Source organism: Arthrobacter sp. KUASC02, assembly GCF_059739395.1.
On the sequence record NZ_AP046053.1, the window covers coordinates 2722486 to 2745128 of the forward strand.

25 protein-coding genes and 1 pseudogene are annotated in these 22643 nt (G+C 64.8%); 15 read left to right on the forward strand and 11 right to left on the reverse strand.

All coding sequences use genetic code 11. The annotated features are described in order from the left end of the window. Window positions 1-65: 65 nt before the first annotated feature. A complete protein-coding gene (locus AC6JAC_RS12635; protein ID WP_028272960.1) occupies window positions 66-1055 on the reverse strand; it encodes a substrate-binding domain-containing protein in 990 nt (329 codons plus the stop codon). Window positions 1056-1412: 357 nt separating this feature from the next. Here AC6JAC_RS12635 and AC6JAC_RS12640 point away from each other — a divergent pair, with 357 nt between their 5' ends. The 3 genes from AC6JAC_RS12640 (at window position 1413) to AC6JAC_RS12650 (ending at window position 4186) form a co-directional block, all read left to right on the forward strand. Continuing rightward, the gene (locus tag AC6JAC_RS12640; protein ID WP_231511443.1) at window positions 1413-2201 is read left to right on the forward strand and encodes a sugar phosphate isomerase/epimerase family protein; all 789 of its coding nucleotides are present in this window, start codon (window positions 1413-1415) and stop codon (window positions 2199-2201) included. A gap of 256 nt (window positions 2202-2457) precedes the next feature. Beyond that, complete coding sequence (locus AC6JAC_RS12645) at window positions 2458-2730, forward strand: Rossmann-fold NAD(P)-binding domain-containing protein (RefSeq protein WP_197025031.1); 273 nt, start codon at window positions 2458-2460, stop codon at window positions 2728-2730. 52 nt (window positions 2731-2782) lie between these two features. After that, window positions 2783-4186 (forward strand): MFS transporter, encoded by a 1404-nt coding sequence (locus tag AC6JAC_RS12650; protein WP_497964921.1) that lies wholly within the window; start codon window positions 2783-2785, stop codon window positions 4184-4186. A gap of 12 nt (window positions 4187-4198) precedes the next feature. On the opposite strand, the gene AC6JAC_RS12655 is transcribed toward AC6JAC_RS12650, so the two are convergent. Together AC6JAC_RS12655 and AC6JAC_RS12660 are read right to left on the reverse strand one after the other, a co-directional pair. Continuing rightward, window positions 4199-5212 (reverse strand): isopenicillin N synthase family dioxygenase, encoded by a 1014-nt coding sequence (locus tag AC6JAC_RS12655; protein WP_028272957.1) that lies wholly within the window; start codon window positions 5210-5212, stop codon window positions 4199-4201. A gap of 132 nt (window positions 5213-5344) precedes the next feature. Beyond that, a complete protein-coding gene (locus AC6JAC_RS12660) occupies window positions 5345-6283 on the reverse strand; it encodes a LysR family transcriptional regulator (protein ID WP_028272956.1) in 939 nt (312 codons plus the stop codon). 241 nt (window positions 6284-6524) lie between these two features. On the opposite strand from AC6JAC_RS12660, the gene AC6JAC_RS12665 reads away from it, so the two are divergent. From AC6JAC_RS12665 to AC6JAC_RS12675, 3 genes are all read left to right on the forward strand, one after another. Further along, complete coding sequence (locus AC6JAC_RS12665; RefSeq protein ID WP_028272955.1) at window positions 6525-7643, forward strand: PrpF domain-containing protein; 1119 nt, start codon at window positions 6525-6527, stop codon at window positions 7641-7643. Between the two features lie 10 nt (window positions 7644-7653). Beyond that, entirely contained in the window at window positions 7654-9102 is a 1449-nt protein-coding gene (locus AC6JAC_RS12670; RefSeq protein ID WP_028272954.1) for an SLC13 family permease, read from the forward strand. Between the two features lie 210 nt (window positions 9103-9312). Then, window positions 9313-9573, forward strand: coding sequence for a hypothetical protein (locus AC6JAC_RS12675; protein ID WP_051629135.1), 261 nt, complete (start codon window positions 9313-9315; stop codon window positions 9571-9573). An 18-nt stretch (window positions 9574-9591) separates the two neighbouring features. Here AC6JAC_RS12675 and AC6JAC_RS12680 read toward each other — a convergent pair whose 3' ends face one another. The 3 genes and pseudogenes from AC6JAC_RS12680 to AC6JAC_RS12690 form a co-directional block, all read right to left on the reverse strand. Then, complete coding sequence (locus tag AC6JAC_RS12680; RefSeq protein ID WP_028272953.1) at window positions 9592-9993, reverse strand: VOC family protein; 402 nt, start codon at window positions 9991-9993, stop codon at window positions 9592-9594. A 45-nt stretch (window positions 9994-10038) separates the two neighbouring features. After that, window positions 10039-10503 (reverse strand): annotated as a pseudogene (locus AC6JAC_RS12685) (SRPBCC family protein); the annotation flags it as partial. Window positions 10504-10627: 124 nt separating this feature from the next. Next, window positions 10628-11593, reverse strand: a complete 966-nt coding sequence (locus AC6JAC_RS12690) for an amidohydrolase family protein (protein WP_028272952.1) — start codon at window positions 11591-11593, stop codon at window positions 10628-10630. Window positions 11594-11805: 212 nt separating this feature from the next. On the opposite strand from AC6JAC_RS12690, the gene AC6JAC_RS12695 reads away from it, so the two are divergent. Both AC6JAC_RS12695 and AC6JAC_RS12700 read left to right on the forward strand, forming a co-directional pair. After that, window positions 11806-12618 carry an MBL fold metallo-hydrolase gene (locus tag AC6JAC_RS12695; RefSeq protein ID WP_028272951.1) on the forward strand — a complete coding sequence of 271 codons (813 nt, stop codon included), beginning with the start codon at window positions 11806-11808 and terminating at the stop codon, window positions 12616-12618. 399 nt (window positions 12619-13017) lie between these two features. Next, window positions 13018-13632, forward strand: coding sequence for a carbonic anhydrase (locus AC6JAC_RS12700; protein ID WP_028272950.1), 615 nt, complete (start codon window positions 13018-13020; stop codon window positions 13630-13632). A gap of 242 nt (window positions 13633-13874) precedes the next feature. Here the strand turns inward: AC6JAC_RS12700 and AC6JAC_RS12705 are convergent, their stop codons facing one another. The 3 genes from AC6JAC_RS12705 to AC6JAC_RS12715 form a co-directional block, all read right to left on the reverse strand. Next, complete coding sequence (locus AC6JAC_RS12705) at window positions 13875-14066, reverse strand: hypothetical protein (RefSeq protein WP_028272949.1); 192 nt, start codon at window positions 14064-14066, stop codon at window positions 13875-13877. 98 nt (window positions 14067-14164) lie between these two features. Next, entirely contained in the window at window positions 14165-14482 is a 318-nt protein-coding gene (locus AC6JAC_RS12710) for a hypothetical protein (protein ID WP_028272948.1), read from the reverse strand. Beyond that, window positions 14479-14997 (reverse strand): flavin reductase family protein, encoded by a 519-nt coding sequence (locus tag AC6JAC_RS12715; protein WP_347898815.1) that lies wholly within the window; start codon window positions 14995-14997, stop codon window positions 14479-14481. The genes AC6JAC_RS12710 and AC6JAC_RS12715 overlap by 4 nt, the downstream gene beginning before the upstream one ends. A gap of 228 nt (window positions 14998-15225) precedes the next feature. Here AC6JAC_RS12715 and AC6JAC_RS12720 point away from each other — a divergent pair, with 228 nt between their 5' ends. The 3 genes from AC6JAC_RS12720 (at window position 15226) to AC6JAC_RS12730 (ending at window position 17407) form a co-directional block, all read left to right on the forward strand. Then, the gene (locus AC6JAC_RS12720) at window positions 15226-16038 is read left to right on the forward strand and encodes an SDR family NAD(P)-dependent oxidoreductase (RefSeq protein ID WP_497964926.1); all 813 of its coding nucleotides are present in this window, start codon (window positions 15226-15228) and stop codon (window positions 16036-16038) included. Window positions 16039-16110: 72 nt separating this feature from the next. Further along, window positions 16111-16929, forward strand: coding sequence for a hypothetical protein (locus AC6JAC_RS12725; RefSeq protein ID WP_497964928.1), 819 nt, complete (start codon window positions 16111-16113; stop codon window positions 16927-16929). Between the two features lie 91 nt (window positions 16930-17020). Beyond that, entirely contained in the window at window positions 17021-17407 is a 387-nt protein-coding gene (locus AC6JAC_RS12730) for a VOC family protein (RefSeq protein WP_497964930.1), read from the forward strand. A 12-nt stretch (window positions 17408-17419) separates the two neighbouring features. Here the strand turns inward: AC6JAC_RS12730 and AC6JAC_RS12735 are convergent, their stop codons facing one another. Continuing rightward, window positions 17420-17818, reverse strand: coding sequence for a hypothetical protein (locus tag AC6JAC_RS12735; protein ID WP_347898821.1), 399 nt, complete (start codon window positions 17816-17818; stop codon window positions 17420-17422). A gap of 323 nt (window positions 17819-18141) precedes the next feature. Here AC6JAC_RS12735 and AC6JAC_RS12740 point away from each other — a divergent pair, with 323 nt between their 5' ends. From AC6JAC_RS12740 to AC6JAC_RS12755, 4 genes are all read left to right on the forward strand, one after another. Next, window positions 18142-18492, forward strand: a complete 351-nt coding sequence (locus AC6JAC_RS12740) for a ribosomal maturation YjgA family protein (RefSeq protein ID WP_497964932.1) — start codon at window positions 18142-18144, stop codon at window positions 18490-18492. Between the two features lie 128 nt (window positions 18493-18620). Further along, on the forward strand, window positions 18621-19895 hold the full coding sequence (locus AC6JAC_RS12745) for a type I glutamate--ammonia ligase (protein ID WP_497964934.1): 1275 nt from the start codon (window positions 18621-18623) through the stop codon (window positions 19893-19895). Beyond that, window positions 19895-21037 carry an amidohydrolase family protein gene (locus AC6JAC_RS12750; protein ID WP_497964936.1) on the forward strand — a complete coding sequence of 381 codons (1143 nt, stop codon included), beginning with the start codon at window positions 19895-19897 and terminating at the stop codon, window positions 21035-21037. The genes AC6JAC_RS12745 and AC6JAC_RS12750 overlap by 1 nt, the downstream gene beginning before the upstream one ends. A gap of 53 nt (window positions 21038-21090) precedes the next feature. Continuing rightward, window positions 21091-21618 (forward strand): DUF427 domain-containing protein, encoded by a 528-nt coding sequence (locus AC6JAC_RS12755; protein ID WP_347898829.1) that lies wholly within the window; start codon window positions 21091-21093, stop codon window positions 21616-21618. Between the two features lie 85 nt (window positions 21619-21703). Here AC6JAC_RS12755 and AC6JAC_RS12760 read toward each other — a convergent pair whose 3' ends face one another. Then, entirely contained in the window at window positions 21704-22483 is a 780-nt protein-coding gene (locus AC6JAC_RS12760) for a type 1 glutamine amidotransferase domain-containing protein (RefSeq protein ID WP_497964938.1), read from the reverse strand. Window positions 22484-22643 lie beyond the last annotated feature (160 nt).

A 22643-nucleotide genomic window follows, 5' to 3' on the forward strand; every position in this document is an offset into this window, starting at 1 on the left:
CTCCTTGTTGGTCTGGCTGCGGGAGAACCGGGACCGGTCTTCCCGCAGCCAGGTGTGCCTGTGAGCTAGCGGATGCCGGCCTGCGCGAACTTGGAGACGTCCGCTGCGTTGGTCTTGTCAACAATGGCGGGGCCGGTATAGACCTGCTGGCCCCCGCCGACGGTGAAACCACCGACTTTTTGCGCCCAGATGGCGTCAACGGTGCCGTAGCCCTGCAGGTAGGGCTGCTGGTCCACGGTAAAGTCCACGCTTCCATCCACCACCGCCTTGGCCAGATCTGCGTTCAGGTCAAAGGACGCGACCTTGACCTTGCTGCCCGTCTCCTTGACGGCTTTGACAATGGTCAACGTGAACGGAGCGCCAAGACCGACGATCGCGTCCGCATTCGGAGTCGACTGCAGCTTGGCCGTAACAGTTGAGGAAACGGATGTCATGTCAGCACCGTTGACGTACACAATTTCCGTCCCGGGTACGTTTTCCTTGATGCCGGCGCAACGGTTCTCAAGCCCTACGTGGCCCTGTTCCTGGATCACACAGATAGGGTTCTTGACGCTCTCTGCAGCCAGGCGCTTGCCCACCGCGACACCGGCGAGCTTGTCGCTCTGCCCGAAGTGGGCCATGACTCCCAGTGCTTTGTACTGGTCCTCGCCCGCGTTGAAGCTCACCACAGGAATCCCGGCAGCGAGTGCCTTCTGGACGACATCCTTTAGTGCATCCGGCTTCGCCAGCGTCACTGCGATGCCGTCCACTTTCTGGTCGATCGCCTGCTGCACAAGCTGTGCCTGGCGGCCGGCATCCCCGTCTCCGCTGTAGAGCAGGTCCACGTTGTCTTTCTTTGCAGCGGTTTCTGCGCCCTTGCGGACAATGTCCCAGAACGTGTCCCCGGCTGCAGCGTGGGTGATCATCGCGATCTTGAGGCGCGGTGTGTCAGCTACGGCGCCGGCGGCCCCGGCGCTTCCCGATTCGGTCTTGCCGCCGCTTGAGCACGCCGCCAACGCCAGCAGCGGAACGACGGCGAGAGCCATAACGCCCCGGTGCCAAGTGAATTTTGCCACGTGAAATCTCCTTTGATTCGCGCAATTTCGACCGTCGTGAACGTTTCGGTCGCATGCCGGGCATGGAGCGAATACGGAGGTCGCTAATGTTGTGAACGGATGTGATCCATCTCTCTGAATGGAACGCTCCAACTCTAGAATGCTGGGATTCATGAAGTCAATAGACCGTTCCAATAATTCTGTAGACCGTTCCAACGCTTTGTGGTTTGATACTGGAACGCACACAACAGATCGGGCGGCGGCCCTCATTTGTTTCAAAGGAGAACAATGACCAGCACCTATCCCCCGGAACTTGTCGCATCGTGCTGGACGAGCGCCGGCGACGTTGCGCCGCTGCAAGTCCCGGAGACAAGCCCCGTGCCTATCACTCATCGTTTGGAGGCGCTCTCCTCCACAGGGTGGACCGGTTTTGGGCTGGCCCACGACGACCTGGCCGCCGCACGATCAACGCTGGGTTTCCCGGCCCTCAGGAAGCTCATTGACGACGCCGGCTTCCGCCATGTTGAGGTGGAACTCCTGAGCGGCTGGTGGGACGAGAGCCTCGTCCACCACTGGCGGCCTCAATTCGATCTCCTTCTTGATGCGGCCGAAACGCTCGGTGCCCGATTCATCAAAGTAGGAACTTCCATCGGCACGCCGCTGAATGACATCGACTTCCTGGTGGAACCACTCCGGCGCCTGACAGCTGAGGCCGCGATGCGCGGTACCCGCATTGCTCTTGAACCGATGCCGTTTTCGATGGTCGGAAGCGTGCCGGCGGCTGCTGAGCTCATGCGAAAGGTGGACATGCCCGAATGCGGTCTCGTCGTCGACTACTGGCACGTCTTCCGTGCCGGAACCACCTTTGGCGAGCTGTCCCGGAGCCTTGAGGCCCAACAGATCTTCGGCGTGGAACTCAACGACGCGGACGCCGAAATCAGGGGCTCCCTCTTTGAGGACACACGCTATAACCGCCGCCTGTGCGGACAGGGCGACCAGGACGTTACCGGGTTTATCAGGACAATGAAGGCGATTGGCTTCGATGGTCCCTGGGGTGTGGAAATCCTGTCGAAGGAACATCGTAAGCTGCCCGTCAAGGAGGCCCTGCGGCAGGCCCACGCCACGGCACTGGCCTGCTTCCCGGCGGACCCCGCCCCATCGCTGTAGCACTTGCTGCGCGGCGGCTAGGATGTAGCCGTGCACGTCCGAGCCAATGAATGGCACCCCGCAGGCAACGTTTCCGAGCAGGCACCCGGCGTCTTTTTCGTTGAAGGACCGGCTTCGAACTGGATCGTGGTCCGAGACGAAACCGGCTTCATGCTCATTGACAGCGGATACCCCGCCGACCGCCCGCTGGTCCTCGAGTCCATACGTCACGTGGGCTTGCGTCCAGCCGACGCCCGGGCAGTGACTGTCCGCGTCGGTGGCCCGCCACTGGCCCACGGTGCTCAGCAACGCCGTCGACCCCGGCTGGGTACCCACCAGGATGGGCGGCGCCGGCGCCCCTGACGATCTGGCCAAGGGCCACGAGACCCAGGCCTGGCTGGCTGTCAGCAACGACCCCGACGCCCTGGTCTCCGGCCGTTACTGGTATCACCGCCGGCAGCGCCTGCCGGCGCCGGAAGCTACCGACGCGACGTTCCAGGACAGACTCACTGCTAAACTCGCCGAACTCACCGGCATCACACTTTTCTAAAGCGCAGCGGCGGCCATGTCCCCCGCAGTCGGATGTCAGTAAAATGGGACGCATGACCGAGCAGGAACCGGCCCCGTCCAGGGCCGCTGCGGCTCCCGACGGCGCCGTCGACACGTCCTTGCGCAGCCCGGAACAGCGGTCCCGGACCTTCGCCGGCATCCTGGCGAACACCGCCTTGGCCAACATCACTACCAGCTACCTCTGGTTCGCCCTGACGTTCTGGGTGTATCTGGAAACGCGCAACGTGATCGCCACCGGCGTGATCGGCGGCGCGTACATGCTGCTGATCGCCCTTTCCAGCATCAGCTTCGGCACCTTCGTGGACCGCTACCGCAAGCTGGAGGTGATGCGTTTCGCCGCCGGCTTCACGCTGATGATGTTCGTACTGTCCGGGGTAATGTTCCTGCTGACACCGGCCACCTGGATGCTGGACCTGACGCAGCCGTGGTTTTGGCTCTTCGCGCTGGTCATCCTGGTTGGCGCGGTGGTGGAGAACATGCGCAACATCGCCCTGTCCACCACGGTCACCATCCTCATCGAGCCGGATCGGCGAGCGAACGCCAACGGGCTGGTGGGCATGGTGCAGGGGCTGATGTTCATCGTCACGTCCGTACTCTCCGGGCTGTCAGTGGGGCTGCTGGGCATGGGCTGGACGATCGTCGTCGCCCTGGCGCTCACAGCCCTGGCATTCGCACATCTGATCACGCTGCGCATGCCCGAGGAGGTGCGCGCAGCGGCCACGGACGCGCACGGCGGATTCGACCTGCGCGGCGCCCTCGCCGCCGTGCTGGCCATCTCCGGGCTATTCGCGCTCATCCTGTTTTCGACGTTCAACAACTTCATTGGCGGCGTGTACATGGCGTTGATGGATCCCTACGGCCTCGAGATGTTCCCCGTTGAGCTTTGGGGGACGTACTTCGCGCTGGGCGCCACCGGATTCATCGTCGGTGGCGCACTGATCGGAAAGTTTGGCCTGGGGTCCAACCCGTTGCGTTCCATGCTCATCGCCGTGATCCTGATGGGTGTACTCGGTGCGGTGTTTACGCTGCGGGAGTGGGCATGGCTGTACATCGCGGGCATCTGGCTCTACCTGGTCCTGGTGCCTTTCGTGGAGGCCGCCGAGCAGACGGTCATCCAGCAAGTGGTCCCCCTGCACCGGCAAGGCCGGGTGTTCGGATTCGCCATGGCATTCGAGTCCGCGGCAGCGCCAATCACCGCGTTCCTGATCGCGCCCATCGCCCAGGTCTGGATCATCCCGTACGCGCGGTCCTCTGAAGGCGCCGCGCAGCTGGCCCCGTTGCTGGGCGAGGGCACGTCCCGCGGCATCGCGCTAGTGTTCCTGGTCGCCGGGATTGTCATGATCGCGGCCGCGCTGCTGGCGTTCCTGACTCCCGTCTACCGCCGGGTCTCGGCGACTTATGCGGCGACCGAAACGCCGGCACGGGCGGCGGGCTAGGGACGGGCGCCGTCAGCCTGTCAGCAGGTCCGCGTGGTGCACCCCACCGACGTTCGGGTGCGCCCGAAGGCGGTAGCGAAGGGCGTTGTCCCCGTAGGTTTCCAGAATCGGACTGTTCGTCGGGTCAACCGACAGGCCGCGGGCTTTGGCCTGGAACTCTGGGCTCACCGCCAGTTGCGGCATCCTCGCATCCAGCGCCGGATTGTAGAAGAAGGGGAGGGAGATCCTGTCGGTGCCGCGAGGCGGCGAGATCACCCGATGCAGGGTCGCCTTAAGGTAGCCGTTCGTGGCCAGCTCCAGCATCTCGCCGATGTTAACCACAAAGGTTCCGGGCACCTGGGGTGCGTCGATCCATGTCCCTTGGTATTCGACCTGAAGGCCGCCCTTGCCCGGCTCCACCAGAAGGAGCGTCAGCACCCCGCCGTCGCGGTGGGAGCCCACTCCCTGCTTGGGTTCGTCGTGGGATGACCCCGGGTACCGAACAACCTTGAGGACGGGGAAGGCCCGGGCAGCGAAGGCGTCGTCAAAAGCGTCTTCGGGCGCCCCGAGGGATACCGCCAGGGCCCGCAGGAGAGTCAACGAGACTGCGCTCAGCCGTTCCATCCACTCGGCGACAATCCCCCGCATTTCCGGCAGCGCCTCCGGCCACAGGTTGGGCCCTTCGAGTCGCCAGTAGTCCGCGACGCCCGGGCCCGGGGCCACCGCGGAGCGCTCAACTCCGATGTCGATCTGCTCGCGCCAATCTACTGCGCCGTCGGTGAGTTCTCCGCCGACGCGCGTGTAACCACGGAACTGCGGGCTATGGACGTTCTCAATCTCAAGCTTCTGCCCCTCGGGCAGCTCGAAGAAGCGGCGGGACACATCCAGCATGGCGTCCGTGAGCTCCTGCGGAATGCCATGGCCGGCAAGGTACAGGAAACCGACCTCATGCATCGCGTTGCGCAGTTCGTCACGGAACTGCGACGCCTCCTCCGGGCCAGCGTTCAATCGGGAGATGTCGACTACCGGCAGTGTTTCGAATGGCAACGTCTCGGGTCCTTTTCAGCGAACTTGGCAACCCCGCGCAAATATCTGCTTCCATGGTACGGCCGGGCCGCGGCGTTGGGCAGGCAGGTGCCGAATCTTCGGCTGCCAACCCCTTGAGTCCTGACCGAATGGCTAGAGGTAGTCGCCGGCCCGTTCGCGGGCGATTTCCAGCAGGGTGGAGTGGAAGGCCACCTCGGCCGGAGCGTAGACCTTGTCCTCGCGCTGCGCCAGCAGTACCCGCCGCAGCGGGGCGGCGGAACCAAGGCTCAGCACCTTGACGTCAGGATGCTGGAGCGCCACGGCGGTCTTGGGCACCATGGCCACGCCCATTCCCACGCTGACCATGGCCTGGGCCTCCTGGTAGTCGTTTGCCAGGAACCCGATCTCGGGTTCGAACCCGGCATCGTGGGCGGAACGCTGCAGAACCTCCACCACGGGGTGGGCTTCCGCACGCACGATCCAGGACTCGTTGCGCAGGTCCTCCATGCTCACTTGCTCCCGGTCGGCAAGCCTGTGGCTGCGGGCCACCAGAATCACTGTGCTTTCCCGGAAGACCTCCGTGACGCGGATGGAATCGTCCTGGAACGGGTTCCAGGGGTAGTCCCAGAGCAGGCACAGCCCCGTGACTCCGGACTGGAGATCCGCCACGAGTTCATCAAAACGGGCGCTGCGCAGGGAAAGCCCGATGGCCGGGTAGCGCTTCTTGAACGTCCGGATGACGATAGGCAGGAAGGATCCGGCCAAGGTCGGGAAGGTGCCCACGGTCAGGGACCCGCGTTTCAGGCCGGCGATCTGGTCCAGGTCTGACCGGGCTGCCTGCATTTGCCAGACGATCTTGCGGGCGTGGCCGGCCAGCACCTGGCCGGCCTCGGTGGGCACCACACCGCGGGAGCGGCGGTTGAGCAGAGGCTGCCCCACCTCTTGCTCAAGCTTGCGCAACTGCTGCGAGACGGCAGAGGGCGTGTACATCATTAGCTCGGCCGCGGCCGTGATGGACCCCTGCTCCACCACCTCAAGCAGCAGCGCCAGCCGCCGTATGTCGAACAAATCCTGCTTCTCGTCGTTTAGCAACGCTTCACCCTTCTGCAAATTTGGTTCATTCCCTGCCGGGAGGCCGCTTCAACCCGGGATACCCGTGCAGTTTCCGGGACGCGGAGCACGGAACTTCGGGAACAGGCCATTGTGCTGGCAATGAATTAAGTAACTCTACATCCCCCTTCGAAAATCCAACATTGTCTAAAATTGTGATCTGGCTCAATCTCTTTTCAGGTCCTCATCCAAATCTGAGGCACGAGGAGAAGTGGGAACCACCATGAAGATCGAAGCGCAATGGATGCGCGGAGGCACCAGCAAGTGCTGGGTGTTCGAAGCGGAGCACCTTCAGGAGGGCGGCACCAGCCTGGACGTGTTGCTGCCGCGGCTGTTCGGCAGTCCCGACCCCCGCCAGATCGATGGCGTAGGCGGGGCAACCTCGACCACCAGCAAAGCCGTGATCCTGCACCGGCCCGTCGGCGACGACGTCGACGTCGAGTACACCTTCGCCCAGGTGGGCATCGAAGAGGCAGCCGTGGACTGGGGCAGCAACTGCGGCAACGGTTCAGCCGTTGTGGGCCTGTACGCCATCGAGAAGGGGTGGGTGCTCCCCAGCGGAGACGTCACCCGGATCGTCACCCGCAACACCAACACGAACCAGATCATCGTCCAGCGCGTGGCCACCCCCGGCGGCGCTCTGGCCAGCGTTCCTGACGCGCGGATGCCCGGCGTGCCGTTTCCCGGCCACCCCGTGGGGCTCGGTTTCCAGGACCCTGGCGGCAAGACCACCGGTGCGTTGCTGCCCACCGGTGCGGCCACCGACACCATCACCGCAGGGGGAACCCGCTGGACGGTTTCCATGGTCGACGCCGGAGCGCCCGTGGTGATTGTCCGCGCCGAGGAGCTGGGCCTGGACCCGGCCCGGTACGACAGCTGGGGCGCCGGCCTGGAGCTGCAGCTGGACACCCTGGAGCAGCTCCGGCGGCAGGCGGCGGTGCGGATGGGGTTGGCCGCCACCACTGCTGAAGCGGCGCGGGCGATCCCCAAACTCGCCATCGCCGCCGCCCCTGAGGCAACAGACCAGACCTGCGACGTCAACGTCATGATGCTCTCCATGGGCAAGCCCCACCCGGCGCTGGCCATCACCGGCAGCATCGCACTGACTTTGGCGGCCCGCACCCGCGGCACCGTGCTGCACAGCATCACGGGCGACGCTCCGGGAAGCACACTCCGGCTCCGCACGCCTGCCGGAGTCATCGAGACGTGGAGCCAGGAGCACAACGGGACGCTCCTTGTCGGCGTCGACCGCACGGCCCGCACCATCGCCACCACCATCATCCATCTCCCCGAGGTTCCCGGCAGCGCCGTCGCTGCTTCCCTCGCGGGAGCCACTCGCTGAGGAGACCATCATGACCAAAACTGAGCACCGCACCGCCGCCGCTGCGGCCGAGACCCGGGACGAGGGTCCCGGGCGTCCAACCCGTCGCCGCCGTATCCTACTGGTGGCGGTGGCCGCCGGTTTCGCGATCCTGGCGTTGATTGCCCTCATGCTGGGGGGTGACATCTTCAATCCGGCTCCCACCTCGGAACCGGAGCACACCATGACCGCAATCCAGATCATCCCGCTCGTCATCCTCGTCGTTATGTTCGTCGTCGCCACGAAATGGCCGCTGAACATCGGGGTGATGGGGCTGGTCGCTTCCTTCGGCGTCGGCTACTTCATGCTTGGAATGACCGACAAGGAAATCCTCAAGGACTTCCCCGCCAGCATCGTCCTGACGATCATCGGGGTCACCTACTTCTTCAGCATGGCCCAGCGCAACGGCACCATCGACATCATCGTCCAGTCCTGCGTGCGCATGGTCAGGGGCAAAACGATGCTGCTCCCCTGGGTGTTCTTCCTGATCGCTGCCGCGCTGACGTCACTGGGCACCTTCTCGCCGGCCGCCGTCGCCCTGCTGGCACCGGCAGCCATCGGGTTTGCCTACGAGTCCCGCATCCATCCCGTCCTGATGGGCGCCTTCATCATCAACGGAGCCCACGCCGGCGGCTTTTCCCCGCTGTCCGTGGCCGGTGTGCTGGTGCATGACATCGCCCTTAAGAACGGTTTTCCCATCTCACAAGGTGCGCTCTTCACCGCCAGCTTCGCCCTGAACCTCATACTCTCCGTCCTCACCATCGTCCTGTTCGCCCTGATCGGCCGCCTCCGCGACGGCGCAGGCGGCCAGCAGGCCGACGTCGACACCGCCCGAACCAGCCGGCCCCACGGACAGCAGATCCTCACCCTGTCCTTGATTGCGGTCATGCTGGTGTGCACCCTCGGCTTCCACATGCCGATCGGGTTCGTCGCCCTCTCCGCAGGACTCCTGCTGGCACTGGTCAACATCAAGGAACACCGGACCTTCATTGGTGGCGTTTCCTGGTCCACAGTCCTTTTGGTGGCGGGCATGATCACCTACGTTTCGCTGCTCCAGCACGTAGGCGTCATCGACACCCTCGCCGAGCAGGCCCTGGCACTGGGCGCACCGCTGCTGGTCGCACTGGTCCTCTGCTACGTCATCGGCGTCGGCTCCGCCTTCGCGTCCTCCACGGCATTGCTGACCGCGTTCATTCCGCTGGCCGGTCCGCTGCTGGCCACCAGCTCGCTGAGCGCCTCCGGTACAGTCGCAGCACTTGCCATCGCTGCCACGGTGGTGGATGTCTCGCCGTTCTCCACCGACGGTGCGCTGGTGGTCGCCAACGCCCGGGAAGACGACCGGCAGCGCGTCTACAAGCAATTGATGGCTTATGCCGGCGGCGTAGTGCTGGTGGCACCGGCCCTGGCCTGGGTCCTGCTGGTACCCACCGGCATCATGTGACAGGACCCGGCCCGTCCCACAGACCGCCGGACTCAGCATCCGGCACGCGTGCTGCGGTTCCCGCACACCATCGCAACAGGTAACCCGAAATTCGGGCGCGAGAACTGCGCAGCACGCAAAGGAGGCAGGGTGGCCACGGGCCACCCTGCCTCCTTCCACATCGATCTCCAGACAAGACATCCCGGCCCACCTCGACCAAGGAGAAATCCCATGGCTTTCCGCCATCGTCCCGCCAAACCGCGTACCGGATCCCCGGCACCTGAACCAGTGGCCAACTGGTCCAAGCTGTCCCGGGCCGACGAAGTGGAGATCCACGGTCACGGACAGGCCATAGCGTCGGGCCGCATCGACATGCTCGCACTGGACGGCAGCGTCCTCTGGCTTGAGCAAAACGGCGGAAAGGGCCGCGCGCTGTTTCTGCACAGCGATGGCGTGCGCGTTTACCGGCGGCCAACAAACAGAGGCGACTAGGGCATCACTGTGCGCGGCTCACGCCGCAGGCTCGTATCCGACAAGCCAGTGGAGTCCGTGACGATCAACGACCTGGCCGTCCGATGCGCCCCATGGCTTTGGTGAGAGGGGATCGATCACGGACCCGTCAACGGAGAGCTTGTCGAACCACTCATGGAGGACTGCCGGCTCGGCGGTTCCCAGTAACGAAAGCATGATGCCTTCGAGTCGGACCGTTGTTTGGCCTTCGGCTGCATCCGATCCCGCCAGGGCTACCAGGCCGCTGAGTACTCCGTGAGCTATGGCGTTTGGTGCGCCGTCGCTCCTGCCGAAGTCCTCGTAGGTGTACAGGGAAAGCTCGCCACCGAAAACATCCGCGTAAAAATTCAGTGCTTCCCGTGCCGTTCCCGGGAAAAAGACATAGACCTGAGGCCCGGCCATGCGTCCAGCTCTCCGGGTGGTGATGGCGGTACTCTCCTTGACGCGGTCCAGGGTCATGTCCCAACCCTCTCGAGTGCCGCCGTGGATAAGTTGTTGCACCTCCTCGATGCCGAGGTGCCCGGGGAACCGGACCGTGAGGGCGAGCTCCGTTTCTGTGCCGACGTCGGCGAGTTGGACTGTGACGATGGGGGCGGTTAGTTCGTTCCCGCCGTCGAGTTCCGGCCAGCCGCCGGCTGCTCCCCACCGGAAGACGAGTCGTTCGTCCGGAACGATCTCCAGGTACGTCCCCCCGGTAGGGTAGCTACGGTCTTGATTGACGACCATCTGCTGTTTCCAGGTACCCCCAACGCGCAGGTCCACTTCAACGGGAGAGGCGGGCATGGGCATGTCGGGGTTGTAGAACCAGGCGAGGTGCTCAGGGTCGGTCCAAGCCGTGAAGACGGCGTGCCGCGATGCCGCCAAAATTCGGGTAAGGGTGAAGCTTCGAGCCTCTGTCGGGTGGTCGGCCATCGTCTATCCTCCGGTTCGGTGGGCTCGCCTCGGCAATTCCCCGGCTAAAGGGTGCATCCATGTGCGCTTCAGTGTAATTGCGCAGCTAAGTAATACAAGCCTCTCGCCCGTTGCTGGAGTCGATTTAGCCGCCGGTACCCTTCAGCCGGGGAAACAGGGCCTCGGCGTTGTTGCGGTCTATCGCTGCGCGCCGGACGGGGTCAAGCGGGTAGCTCTCGTACTGCGCATTCTGTAACCCGACCGCCATCGACGGGGCGAAGGGAAAGTCAGTGCCGTACGTGATGCGGCCAGGGTCAGCTACCTCGAGCAGGCTGGGCAGCGCCGACGGGCTCGCAGACAGGGCGACGTCGTAGTAGAACCGCCGCAGGATTGATTGCTTCTCGTCTATCAACGCTGCCAACGCGCTGAAGGCCAACTCCTTTTGGTTAAGCATCGTGAGCAGGATCCTGAAGGCGATGTAAGGCACGAAGCCGCCCGCGTGGGCCAGGAGGAACTTGATTCCCGAGTACTTCTCCATCGCACCGGACAGGATCAAGCTGATAGCAGTGCGGGTGGTGTCGAGTAAGAAATCCGCGGCGAAGGTGGGTATGCCAGGCACCGCAGGAGCGGGGAGCTCGCCGGGGTGAACGAACACTACGGCGTGCCGGTGGTGCAGGAACTCCAGCAGAGGCGTGAAGTCCGGATCGCCCAGGTAGCGGCCGTCGTTGTTGGCCAGCAACACGACGCCGTCCGCATGCAGGCTGTCCAAGGCATATTCCGCCTCCGCCAGGGCGCCGTCCACGTCCGGAAGCGTCAGTGTCGCGAAGAACCCGAATCGCTCCGGCCGGCCCGCTACGACGTCCGCGCTGTACTCATTGACCTCCCGCGCACGCCGCCGCGCCTCCAGGGCGTCCCCGAGGTAGACGCCGGGGGTGGACAGGGACAGGATGGCCGCCTGCACATCGTGGCTGTCCATGAACTTCAACGCGGAGCGCTCCGACCACGAGGGCAGGCGCAGGCCGCCCGGGCGGATGCCCTTCTCGTTGAGCCACCGCGCATACTCAGGCGGAACGATGTGCTGGTGAGTATCAATTCGGAACGGCCGACTCATCCAGATCCCCTGCCCAACGTACCCGGTGCGCCGACCCAAGGCCTTCAAATCAGCGGATGCCATCAATCTACTCGCTGTGGCCAGGTCCGTCTTTTGTGTGGGGAATTCTCTTCCTTGGAGACTTTCGCGTGCCATAGTCTGGGCACTCGAGCCTGCGGCCGACGGAGAAGAAGGCGGCGAGCAGGACACAGGACGTTTGGAAGGGACCAGCCATGCTGATCTGCGCAACCTGCGCCGTCGAACGCGACGAACCTGCCCCGGCGCTCTGCCCGATCTGCGCCGATGAACGGCAGTACGTGCCCGAGGACGGACAAAAATGGCTCACGCTGGACGCGATGGCGCAGGAAGGCCAGCAGCTATCGCTGAAGGAGAACGAGCCAGGACTTTTCGGGATCCGGGCGGAGCCAAAAGTCGGGATCGGCCAGACTGCCCAGCTTGTGGTGACACCGGAGGGTTCGCTGCTGTGGGATCCGGTCGGATACGTCGACGACAGTGCTGCGAAGGCTGTGCTCGAGCGAGGCCCGGTCCTGGCCATCGCCGCGAGCCATCCGCACATGTTCGGCGTGCAGGTCGAGTGGTCGCACCGGCTCGGTGGCGTCCCGGTCCTTGTGGCGGAGGCAGACCGGCGATGGCTGGGCCGCCATGATCCGATGATCGAATACTGGGCGGGCATTCACAGTGTCGCCGAAGGGTTGACCCTCCACCAGACCGGTGGGCACTTCCCCGGCAGCGCGGTGGCGCAGTGGGCTGCAGGAGCCGGCGGCAGAGGAGTCCTGCTAACCGGTGACAGCGTGTTTCCGAATCCGGACCGCCGCTCTATCGCGTTCATGCGCAGCTACCCGAATCATTTGCCGCTTTCCGGCGCGGTGGCCCTGCGCATCGCCGCGCAGCTGGAAGACCTCGATTTTGACCGGATTTACGGCAACTTCAACAATGCAATCGCGTCCGGAGCCAGGGCCGTTCTGCATGATTCTGCGCAAAGGCACAACGCGTGGGCGCGAGGAGACTTCGATCATCTGACCTGAGCCGGCCAGTACTGGCATGCACTGGCGGCGGCCGCGGTGGCGCTCCTAGACTTGCCTTGGCAATGGGGATAGTGGGCGAGCCTCAGATCGGAGCAGACCATGCTCAGGGCCCTGCTGTGCAAATTGAATCTCCGTCACGATTGGCACGAAGAGCACACCGAGGACGGGGGCCGATACAAGCGCTGCACGCGCTGCGGCAGGGATGACGACCGCGGCGGTGGCGGGACCGGCGCCGGCGGCGCCTGGGCGGGGCCGGCCGGGATGGGCTAAGCCAAACCCCCGCGTTCAGCCTTCCCCCAACCCGTCCCGCACACCACCCGGAAGCGGACCTCCCTCTGTGGGTCGGCGCTCTGTGGGTCGGCGCGCCCCCTACAGGCACGCCCCTTTACAGTAAGTAGGGTGAGCAGCAGAATCAGCACCTACGAGGCATGGCAGCGGCTGCTTGACGGCAACGAGCGTTTCGTCACGGAAGCTTCGCTACACCCGAACCAGAACGCCTCCCGCCGCAGCGAGCTGGTGAACACCCAAAATCCGTTCGCAGTCATCTTTGGCTGTGCGGACTCCCGACTCGCCGCGGAGATCATCTTCGACGTCGGCCTCGGCGACGTTTTCGTGGTGCGCACAGCCGGGCACGTGATCGATGACGCCGTTCTCGGCTCGCTGGAGTACGCGGTCTCGGTTCTCAACGTCCCGCTGATCGTCGTCCTTGGTCATGACAATTGCGGCGCCGTCACGGCCGCGAAGGAAGCCGTGGAAACCGGAGAGTCGCCCCCGGGCCACATCCGCGACCTGGTGGAACGGATCACACCGTCGGTGCTGAGGTCGATCCGTGAGGACAAAACGGACGTCAACGACATGGTGGTCGAGCACGTCAAGCAGACCGTGCGCCGGCTGATGGACAGTTCACGGATGATCTTCGACGCGGTGGACAATTACTCCGCCGCGGTGGTCGGCGTCGCGTACCGGCTCGAGGAGGGTCGGGCGCAGCTCGTCTCCACAGCCGGCGTCCTCTAGGAACCTGGCGAGGCCTGTGCCTCCCGTCGCCGGATAGAACGTGGCGGGCGGGCTTTCTGTGGCCGGTATGCCCCCATTTTGGTGCCCGTTGGCACTCGCCAACGTCCTCTCTTCCCCGTCCCGGAACCGCGTTTTCGTTGCGGAAAATGACCCCGCTTTGCGCCGTGCGAACCGCAGTGACAGTACATGTCAGACAACTTCAGCCCCGGCCCCTTGCGCTTCTAGGGTGATGCAAGACGTCCTCACACGGACCGGCACGACGACGTCCAGCGACTTCTCGACGACGGCACCTCGGCGGACCTCGGGGCTCGCTGGAATGCGGTGGCGGCGGCAGCGGCAGCACTGGCGCAGACTCCCCGCGGCTCACTCCGGCCCACGTCGAGGCCCTGCAGGATGAGGGGCTGGATCCGCTGGAGCTCGCCGACGTGATCCATGGCAGTGCGTTCTTAACTGGGCGAACCGGCTGATGCTCTCGCTGGGCGAACCCGAGCAGCCGGCTTAGGCAGCAACGAAGAAGGTGGGCACCCGAGTGTCACCACGGCGGCCTCGGGACAGAGTGCAGGCGGACGCCGTCGCGCTTGCCATGCATCTGGCGGCCGGAGCCTTCCAGGCTCACCACCCAGGCAATTCCGGAGTCGGGCGTCTTGGCATCCACCCGGCCGAGGTATGGCAACCCTGCGGGCGGAATGACGTGGACGGTTGCCCCCACCTCTATGCCGGACCAGTCCTGCGCGGGGTGGTCCGGGACGCTGTCCCGGAGGCCATGAATGCCAGCACTGGTCGTGGTGCCGGCGGCCGGCTGCTCAGGGCGGCGCCGCAGCCGGCGGGTCCCTGACTTGGCCCGTGTCATGCGGCGCTTTCCAGCTGCCCGGCCCGGGACGGCACGCCGTCGAAATAGCCGCCCTTGAAGAAGAGCAGCGGCCCGGCACCGTCCCGTGCACCCAGGGCACGGACCGACCCCACCACAATGGTGTGGTCGCCGCCGTCGTACTCCCGGTACAGCTCGCAATCCACCCACGCAAGGGCCTGATCCAGCACCGGATTACCCAGCGGCGACACCGAAAACCCCACACCGGCGAACTTATCGGTGCCCGAACGGGCAAACTGCGCGGCAAGATGCCGGTGCCCGGCCGGAAGGATGTTCACCGTGAACCGGCCGGCGGCCCGCAGCAGCGGCCAGGTGCTGGAACTGCGGGCCGGACTGAACGTCACCAGCGCCGGATCCAGGGAAAGGGAGGAGAAAGACTGGCAGGTGAACCCGGCCGGGCCGTTCTCCGTCGCAGCCGTGACCACCGTCAGCCCGGAGGCGAAATGGCCCAGCACGTGACGCAGGCGCTGCGGGGTGAGATCAAAATGTTCGGTCATGTTCTATCCCTTTCAAGGCCGGTCACCCAAACCAACCACCCGCCCCGCACCCCGTTCAACCGGGAACGAAACGCACCGACGCGCAACGCAACCTGGCTTCACCGCCCGAAGCACAAAGTAACCAACGGGGGACGTGATTCTTCGTCCAGTCCATATTGCTGGCCCGGGGACTCAGGCCCCGCGTATCGTGGAAATCGAAGGTTTGAGGGTGGGCAGGGGCCGCGTCGCATGACCAACGATGGTGATCGCACCGAAGCGCAGACGGAATACGTGGCGCTTGTGACTGGCGCGAGCCGAGGGGTAGGCCGAGGGGTCGCGCTGGGCCTCTTGTCAGCGGGCTTTCGTGTGTATGGCACGGGGCGCTCGATCGACCGGGCGGATCTGCCGAGGGAGGTGCGGCGAGTGCGCTGCAACCATCTCAGCGACGAGGAGACGGTCAGTGTCTTTGACGTGATCCGGTCCGAGTGCAGCTCCCTCGACCTCGTGGTCAACTGCGCCTGGGGCGGCTACGAGAAGATGGTCGAAGGCGGCGCGTTTACGTGGACCGCCCCGTTTTGGGAACAGCCGATGCACCGCTGGTCCGGCATGATGGACGCCGGCGTCCGAGCGGCGTTTGTTTGTTCGGCGCACGCGGCGCGCATGATGACAACGCAGCACCAAGGCCTAATCGTCAACATCAGCTTCTGGGCGGCGCAGCGCCACCTCGGCAACACGATCTACGGCATCGCCAAGGCGGCGACGGACAAGATGACGTCCGATATGGCGGTCGAGCTGAAGCCGTTCGATATACCGGTCATTGCGCTCTACCCCGGCCTGGTGCGAACCGAGGCGGTTCTGGCAGCGGCGGAAAGTGGCGCGTTCGATCTCTCCACCAGCGAAAGCCCCGAGTTCATCGGCCGGGTGATCAACGCGCTGTTCCGCGACCCGAACCTGATGTCGCGCACCGGCCAGGTGCTCGTCGCCGCGGCGGTTGCGAAGGAACTCGGCGTACTGGACATCGATGGAAGTTCGCCGCCAGTCCTGACTCTGGCGGACATCTGATCCGGTGCCTGGGCCATGCGTGCCATCCCTGCAGGACCCAATTCCGCCTCATCGCGATAAACTGGACCGATCATGATCGGTGCCCCGCTCCGTCGTCTTCTGATCTGGGTAGTCATCCTGGCGACCCTCCTCTCGGCCTGTACGCCCGCGACCAGACTCGATGAGACCACCACCGGTCAACCAATCCAGACCTCTTCAGCCCCGCCAGCCGCCCCCGCCGACGTCCCCGTTCCCCGGCTGACCCCGTCCCCGGCCCCGACATCGATTCCCACGCCGCCCCCGGTGCCCCAAGCGTTCGCCCTCAACCTCTACCGGGAAGGGGACTTCGTCCCGCAGTACACGTTTGAGTGGTGTGTGGCGGCGAGCATCCAGATCATGCACAACCTCATCGACGACGCAGGGGCCGGCACGTGGACCGACAGTGCCCAGCAAGGTGAGCTCTGGGAGATGGCCCGGGCACGGTCGTTCAACTCGTTCAACGGTGCCAACCCCTTGGGCTGGGCGCAGGTGCTGAACGAGCTCGGAATGGGGCCGTACGCCGTCGTCAGCGTCGCTGACTACGGCGAAGCGCTGCGGACCGCGGCGCGTGCCATCGCCGAGACGGACCGGCCGGTCGGGCTGGTCCTGTGGCGCGGCCGCCACGTATCGGTGATGAGCGGCTTCGAATCCCTCGGCGATCCCGACCAGTTCCCGGAGTTCTCGGTCACCGGAATCCGCGTCCAAGATCCGCTCTACCCGTACGGCGGCGTGCAGTGGGGACCGTCCCCGGCGCCCAACAGCCTGCTCACCCCCGAGCAGTTGGCCACGCAGTTCGTCGTCCGCGAACCGCGGCGCTGGAGCACCGATATCCCGACCGGCTACCTGCTGGTGCTGCCGGTCGCCAAGGCCTGACCAGACTTTCAAGGAAGAAGCCGGCGCTCCTGAAACCTGAGAAGTGCCCCGGACGAGATGGTTACAGACAAAATCACCCGAGGAGGTCTCCATGACAGTCGCTTTCAACCACACCATCGTCTATGCAACGGACAAACAGCGCTCGGCAAGCTTCCTGGCCAGCGTGCTTGGACTGCCGGCACCCCAGGCCATGTGGTCCTTTGTGACCGTTGCGTTGGATCACGGAGTGACCCTCGATTTCGCCACGACTGACCGGCCGATCTCCCCGCAGCACTACGCCTTCCTGGTCAGCGAGGAGGACTTCGACGGAATTTTCGCCAGGATCCAGGCCGAGAACGTCCCCTACTGGGCGGACCCGGGACGGTCCCGCCCACAGCAGATCAACCACAACGACGGTGGACGCGGCGTCTACTTCGCGGACCCTGACGGGCATTTCCTGGAGGCGATCACGCGTCCGTACGGATCGGATGGTGCTTGACAGCACATGCGGTCAGCCGAAGGCTTCCTTCGCCTGGGCACGAATGGCCCCGATCACCGGGCCTGACCCCTGGATGCGGTACACATCGATTGGCTTGGATCCCAGTTGCGCGTTGTGGCTGCACATCCAGACCATGGCCTGGGCAGGCGTGAAAGCACCGTGGAGATGACCTACCAGGGCGTCGAGGTCCGCCAACTGAAGCCTGCCATGCACGTCCGGCGCATCCTGGGCAGATGCCCAGCGGCCCAGGAGCTCTTCGCTGACCCCCAGCAGCGGTGCCGCGGCGTCCGCGCCCAACGATCCAATGAGCCGTTCGGCGATCGCCTTCGGGCTGTAGCCGGGGGCGTCCCTCAGCTCAGAAAGACTGGCAAAAACGGTGGTGACAGACAACGCCGGTTCTTCAGCGCTCATGTGCTGAACCTGTTCCATGACTCAGTCTTGTCCTTTGGCGTCCCGTTGGACTAGGGCCACAGGACCTCCCGGGCCCGGGCGGCCGTTGACATCCCGGCAGGACGGCTCCCTTTCTGCCGGCCCGTGAACCTAGGCAAGGCCCTGAGCTAGGCTGAACGCGTTGATTCCCGTGGATCCGCATCAGGGATGGAAAGTGCAGATTCGACAATGGGGGCTTGGGCAATGATCTGGCTGGGAACAGCGGCGGTGCTGGGGCCATGAGCGATTCCGTCGAACCGGGGCGCTCAATAACAAGACGGGCTTGGCTGTGCATTGCCGGGCTGATGAGCGTTGTGCTTGGGCTGAGCATTCGCACCTTCAGCGATGCGGCATGGACAGGTCCTGCGGGTGATGGCCTGTACGCGGTAATGGTCTATGTTCTCGTGGCAATCGTGATTCCGTCGAAGTCCAAGGCACTGATTGCTGCCGCTGCCCTTACTGTCTGTGCCATGATCGAGCTCCTCCAGCTCACTGGACTTCCTGCCGAGCTCGGGCAATCCTGGCCACTCCTTCGGCTGGTCCTTGGAACCACGTTCGGCACCGCGGATTTGCTGGCCTACACCGGTGGTGCTGCAGTCGCCTACATCGTGGACCGGATGTCGGCCACGGTGGTTGGCTGCCGTCGCCACCACTAGGCGCTGGACAGAAGGTGCAGAATGTCCCTATGAGCGATGGTTCGGGTTTCCCTGCTCTCGACGCGACCGGCCCGGATCCGGAAGCGGACCGGCTACATGAGGCTGGCGTTCGGCTGGTCTTAGGATCCATGGTGAACGCGGCCGGAATCACGCTTGCCAAGAGCGTCCCGGCGGCCCGGGTCGACGCCTTCCACAGGGCCGGCATGGGTGCCGCTCCGGTCTGGCACGTGTTCTGCATCGACGGCGAAATCGCCTTCACGGACAGCATCAGTGCCGTTGGCGATCTGCGCTTGAGGATCGATCCCGACGCGTTGCGCAGCCTCGGAGGCGGCCTGGCGTGGGCACCCGCTGACATGTTCCTCCAGGACGGGAGCCGGGATCCGGCCTGTCCGCGGGGCGCGCTCGCCCGCGTCCAGGAGCGGGTCAGGAACGCCGGCTATCACGCTCTCGTGGGCCACGAGCTGGAATTCGTGCTTGTCGCCGCCGACGGCACAGCGCTCGACGACGCCCCCTGGGCTCCGTACGGACTCACCGGATTGCTGGACCGGGAGCAGTTCCTGGCTGAGTTGGTGGCTGCCATGAACGATTCGGGTGCCCAGGTTGAGCAGCTTCACGCGGAATACGGCCGCAACCAGTTTGAGCTTTCACTTGCCCCGAAGGATCCACTCGCAGCAGCGGACACCGCAGTGCTGGCAAAGATCATTGTCGGCAGGGTCGCCCGTGCACACAAGCTGCAGGCCTCCTTCTCTCCCGCACCTTTCCCGGGCTCGGTCGGCAATGGCGCCCACCAGCACTTCTCCTTCTCCCGTGGCGGAACACCCCTCTTCAGCGGCGGTTCCGGTCCGCACGGCATCACCGAAGAGGGCGGAGCCGCGATCGGCGGAATCATCCAAGGGCTTCCGGAGGTGCAGGGACTGCTCACCGGTTCCATCCTGTCCGGCATGAGGCTCGCACCCGGGGCATGGTCCGGCGCGTTCTTGTGCTGGGGCCTGGAAAACCGTGAAGCATCCGTCCGTTTCGTCGAGGGCGGTGTGAGCAACCCGCACGGTGCCAGTGTCGAAGTCAAGGTCATCGACCCGTCCGCCAACGTCTACCTGGCCACTGCCGCCATCCTGTCCCTCGCGCTCGAGGGCATCACCAGCGGCAGCAGCCTGCCCAATGAAATTCCCGGCGACCCAACCCGTCTTACCGCGGCGGAAAGGGACGCCGCAGGGATCGGCACCGTCCCGGACTCGCCCGCGGCCATCATCACGTCTCTGGACAACTCCGCGTACGCCCGAAGGCTGCTGGGCAACGAGGTGGTGGACACCACGGTGGCGGTGCGGCGCCATGAGCAGGAGGCGCACGGGACCAAGGACCCCAAGGAACTCGGCGCCCTCTTCCGCCTGGCCTGGTCCATCTGATGACGGAGTCATTCGCCGGGTTTGTCGAAGACGTGCGGCTCATCGACCATCACGTGCACGGCGCGTACGGGGCCGATAGCGACGAGGAACGCTTTCAGAACTCGCTCAACGAGGGCAACAGCGAACTCCTCGCCGAACCTTCGGCGGCCTATGAATCCCAGCTGGGGTTCGCCTTGCGCCGCTGGTGCGCCGAGATCATTGACTTGCCCCGGCATGTCACGGCCGAGCTCTACTGGCGGCGCCGCAGCGAACTCGGCGAACTGGAAATCAGCCGACGGATGACCCGGGCTGCGGGAGTGAGCCACTGGCTAATCGATACGGGATTCAAGACCGCTGGGATGCTCGATCCACGAGGGATGGCGGAAATTGCCGGGGCCACCGTCCACGAGATCGTACGACTGGAGACCCTCGCCGAAACCCTGATCCAATCGGACCAGGATCCGGGCGGCTACGTGGACGCGTTCACCGGACTGCTGGCCAGCCATGCCCCTATTGTCGTGGGGGCAAAGTCGGTTCTTGCCTACCGGGCCGGCTTCAATCATGACCTCAGCCGGCCGCCGGCAGACCGCGACGTCGCCGAGTCCGCAAAGCTGTGGCGGCAGCGGATCGAGTCCGGTGGGGCGGTGCGCCTTGATGACCCCACCCTCATCGGTTTTGGCCTGCACTGCGCGATCTCCCTCGGGCTTCCACTCCAACTCCATGTCGGGTTCGGGGACCGGGAGCTGGACCTTGACCGGGCCAACCCCCTGCTTCTGCTCGACTTCCTCCGGTCGGTGGAGGCCAGCAAGGTCCCGGTCCTGCTCCTGCACTGCTACCCGTTTGAGCGTGAAGCGGGTTATTTGGCCCAGGCCTTCGACAACGTCTACCTCGACGTCGGCCTGGCGGTGAACCACCTTGGGGTCCGGAGCCGGAGCCTCATCGCGCGCTCCTTCGAACTCGCCCCGTTCACTAAGATCCTCTACTCGTCCGACGCCATCGGCCCGGCTGAACTCCACTACCTCGGCGCCCGGCTGTGGCGCAACGCGATCACCGCCGTCTTCGGCCGGTGGATTGACGACGACGAGTGGTCGGAGGCCGATGCCCGCCGCGTGGTGGAGCTGGTCGCGCGGGACAACGCCCGAAGGGTCTACGGGCTGCCATAACGGCCAGTACCGGCCCCGGATACACCGGGACCGGAACATGGCACCATAGGAACATGGTTCCTCCTCAGGGTTTATCCGGCTTCTTTCGGCGTCCCCAGCCCGTCAAACCCCTGGCCGGCCAGGAATCGGTGTGGGACTACCCGCGGCCGCCGAGGGTCGAGCCGCGCTCCGAACGGGTGATCGTGCGGCTTGGCGGGCAGGTGATTGCCGACACCACCGACGCAGTGCGCGTCCTGGAGACCAGTCATCCGCCTGTCTACTACCTGCCAATGGACGCCTTCCCGGCCGGCGCACTCGTCCCGGCCGGAGGCACCAGCTTCTGCGAGTTCAAGGGAGAAGCGCACTACTTCGACGTTGTTGCCGGCGGAGTCACTGCTCCCCGTGCCGGATGGACCTACCCGGAACCCACCCGTGGCTTCGAGGCGCTCAGCACCCGGGTGGCCCTCTACCCCGGTTCCATGGATTCCTGCGAGGTCAACGGCGAGCAAGTGACCGCCCAGGAAGGCAACTTCTACGGCGGCTGGATCACCCGGCAGATCGTTGGGCCGTTCAAGGGTGCCCCGGGTACCGCCGGGTGGTGAGCACACAGCTCCCGCGCCGGCAAAACGTACCTGGCTCTTCAGCGGGCTACTGGTCCGTGGGCTACTGGTCCGTGGGCTGCGGGCGTTAGTGCTCGGTGCCTGCCGCAGCAGCCTTCCTGGCGTTCTTGTCGGCGTCCTTCTCGGCGCGCAAGGCCTCCGCGTCGTGCTGTTCCTCGGCTTTTTCCTGGTGGATGAGCTCTGCGAAGAGCTTTTCCATTTCCTTGGCCACGCCGGCGGCTGACGCCGGATTCTGGCCGGTCACCAGCCGGTCGTCCACTACGACCTTCTCCTGAAAGACATCAGCGGAGACGTGTGTGGCGCCCTGTTCCTCAAGCCGGTCAGCCAAAGAGAACGGGATGACCTTGTCCTTCCCCACGGCAACCTCCTCCTCGTTGGTGAAGGCGGCCACCTTCCTGCCCTCGACGAGTCGCAGCCCGTTAGCCAGTTCCACGTTCAGCAGACCCGCCGGTCCGTGGCAGACCGCGCCCACCAAACCGCCGGCGTTGTAGACATTGGCTACGAGGTTCTGCAAGCCCTTGCTGTCCGGGAAGTCCCACATGGTGCCGTGCCCGCCCACGAGGTAGACGGCGTCGTACTGGCCGGGATCAACGACGTCCACCCGGGCTGTGTTGTAGAGGCCGGCACGCGTGGTTTCGTCCTGCGTGAACGCAACCTGGATGGGATCTTCCGAGTCCACCTCGTCGCGCGGGGGCTGGCCGCCCTGGATGGACGCAAAGTCGACGAAATGCCCGGAATCCTTGAAGACCTTCCAGGGATGTGCAGCTTCGGCCACGTTGTAGCCGGTCTTCTCTCCGGTATCGCCGATCTCGGAAACGCTGGTCAGTACCATGAGGATTTTCTTCATGAAGTGCTCCTTTGTCTCACTTCCACCCTACGCCCAGCCCAATTCGGGTCCTCCCAACCGCTACATCACGTTCGGCCAAGGTGTTGCACCGGTCACATTGCCCTGCTATCGTCTATCCGCCCAATGACAAGCATCTCCCACTGAGTGGGAAGTCTTGCAC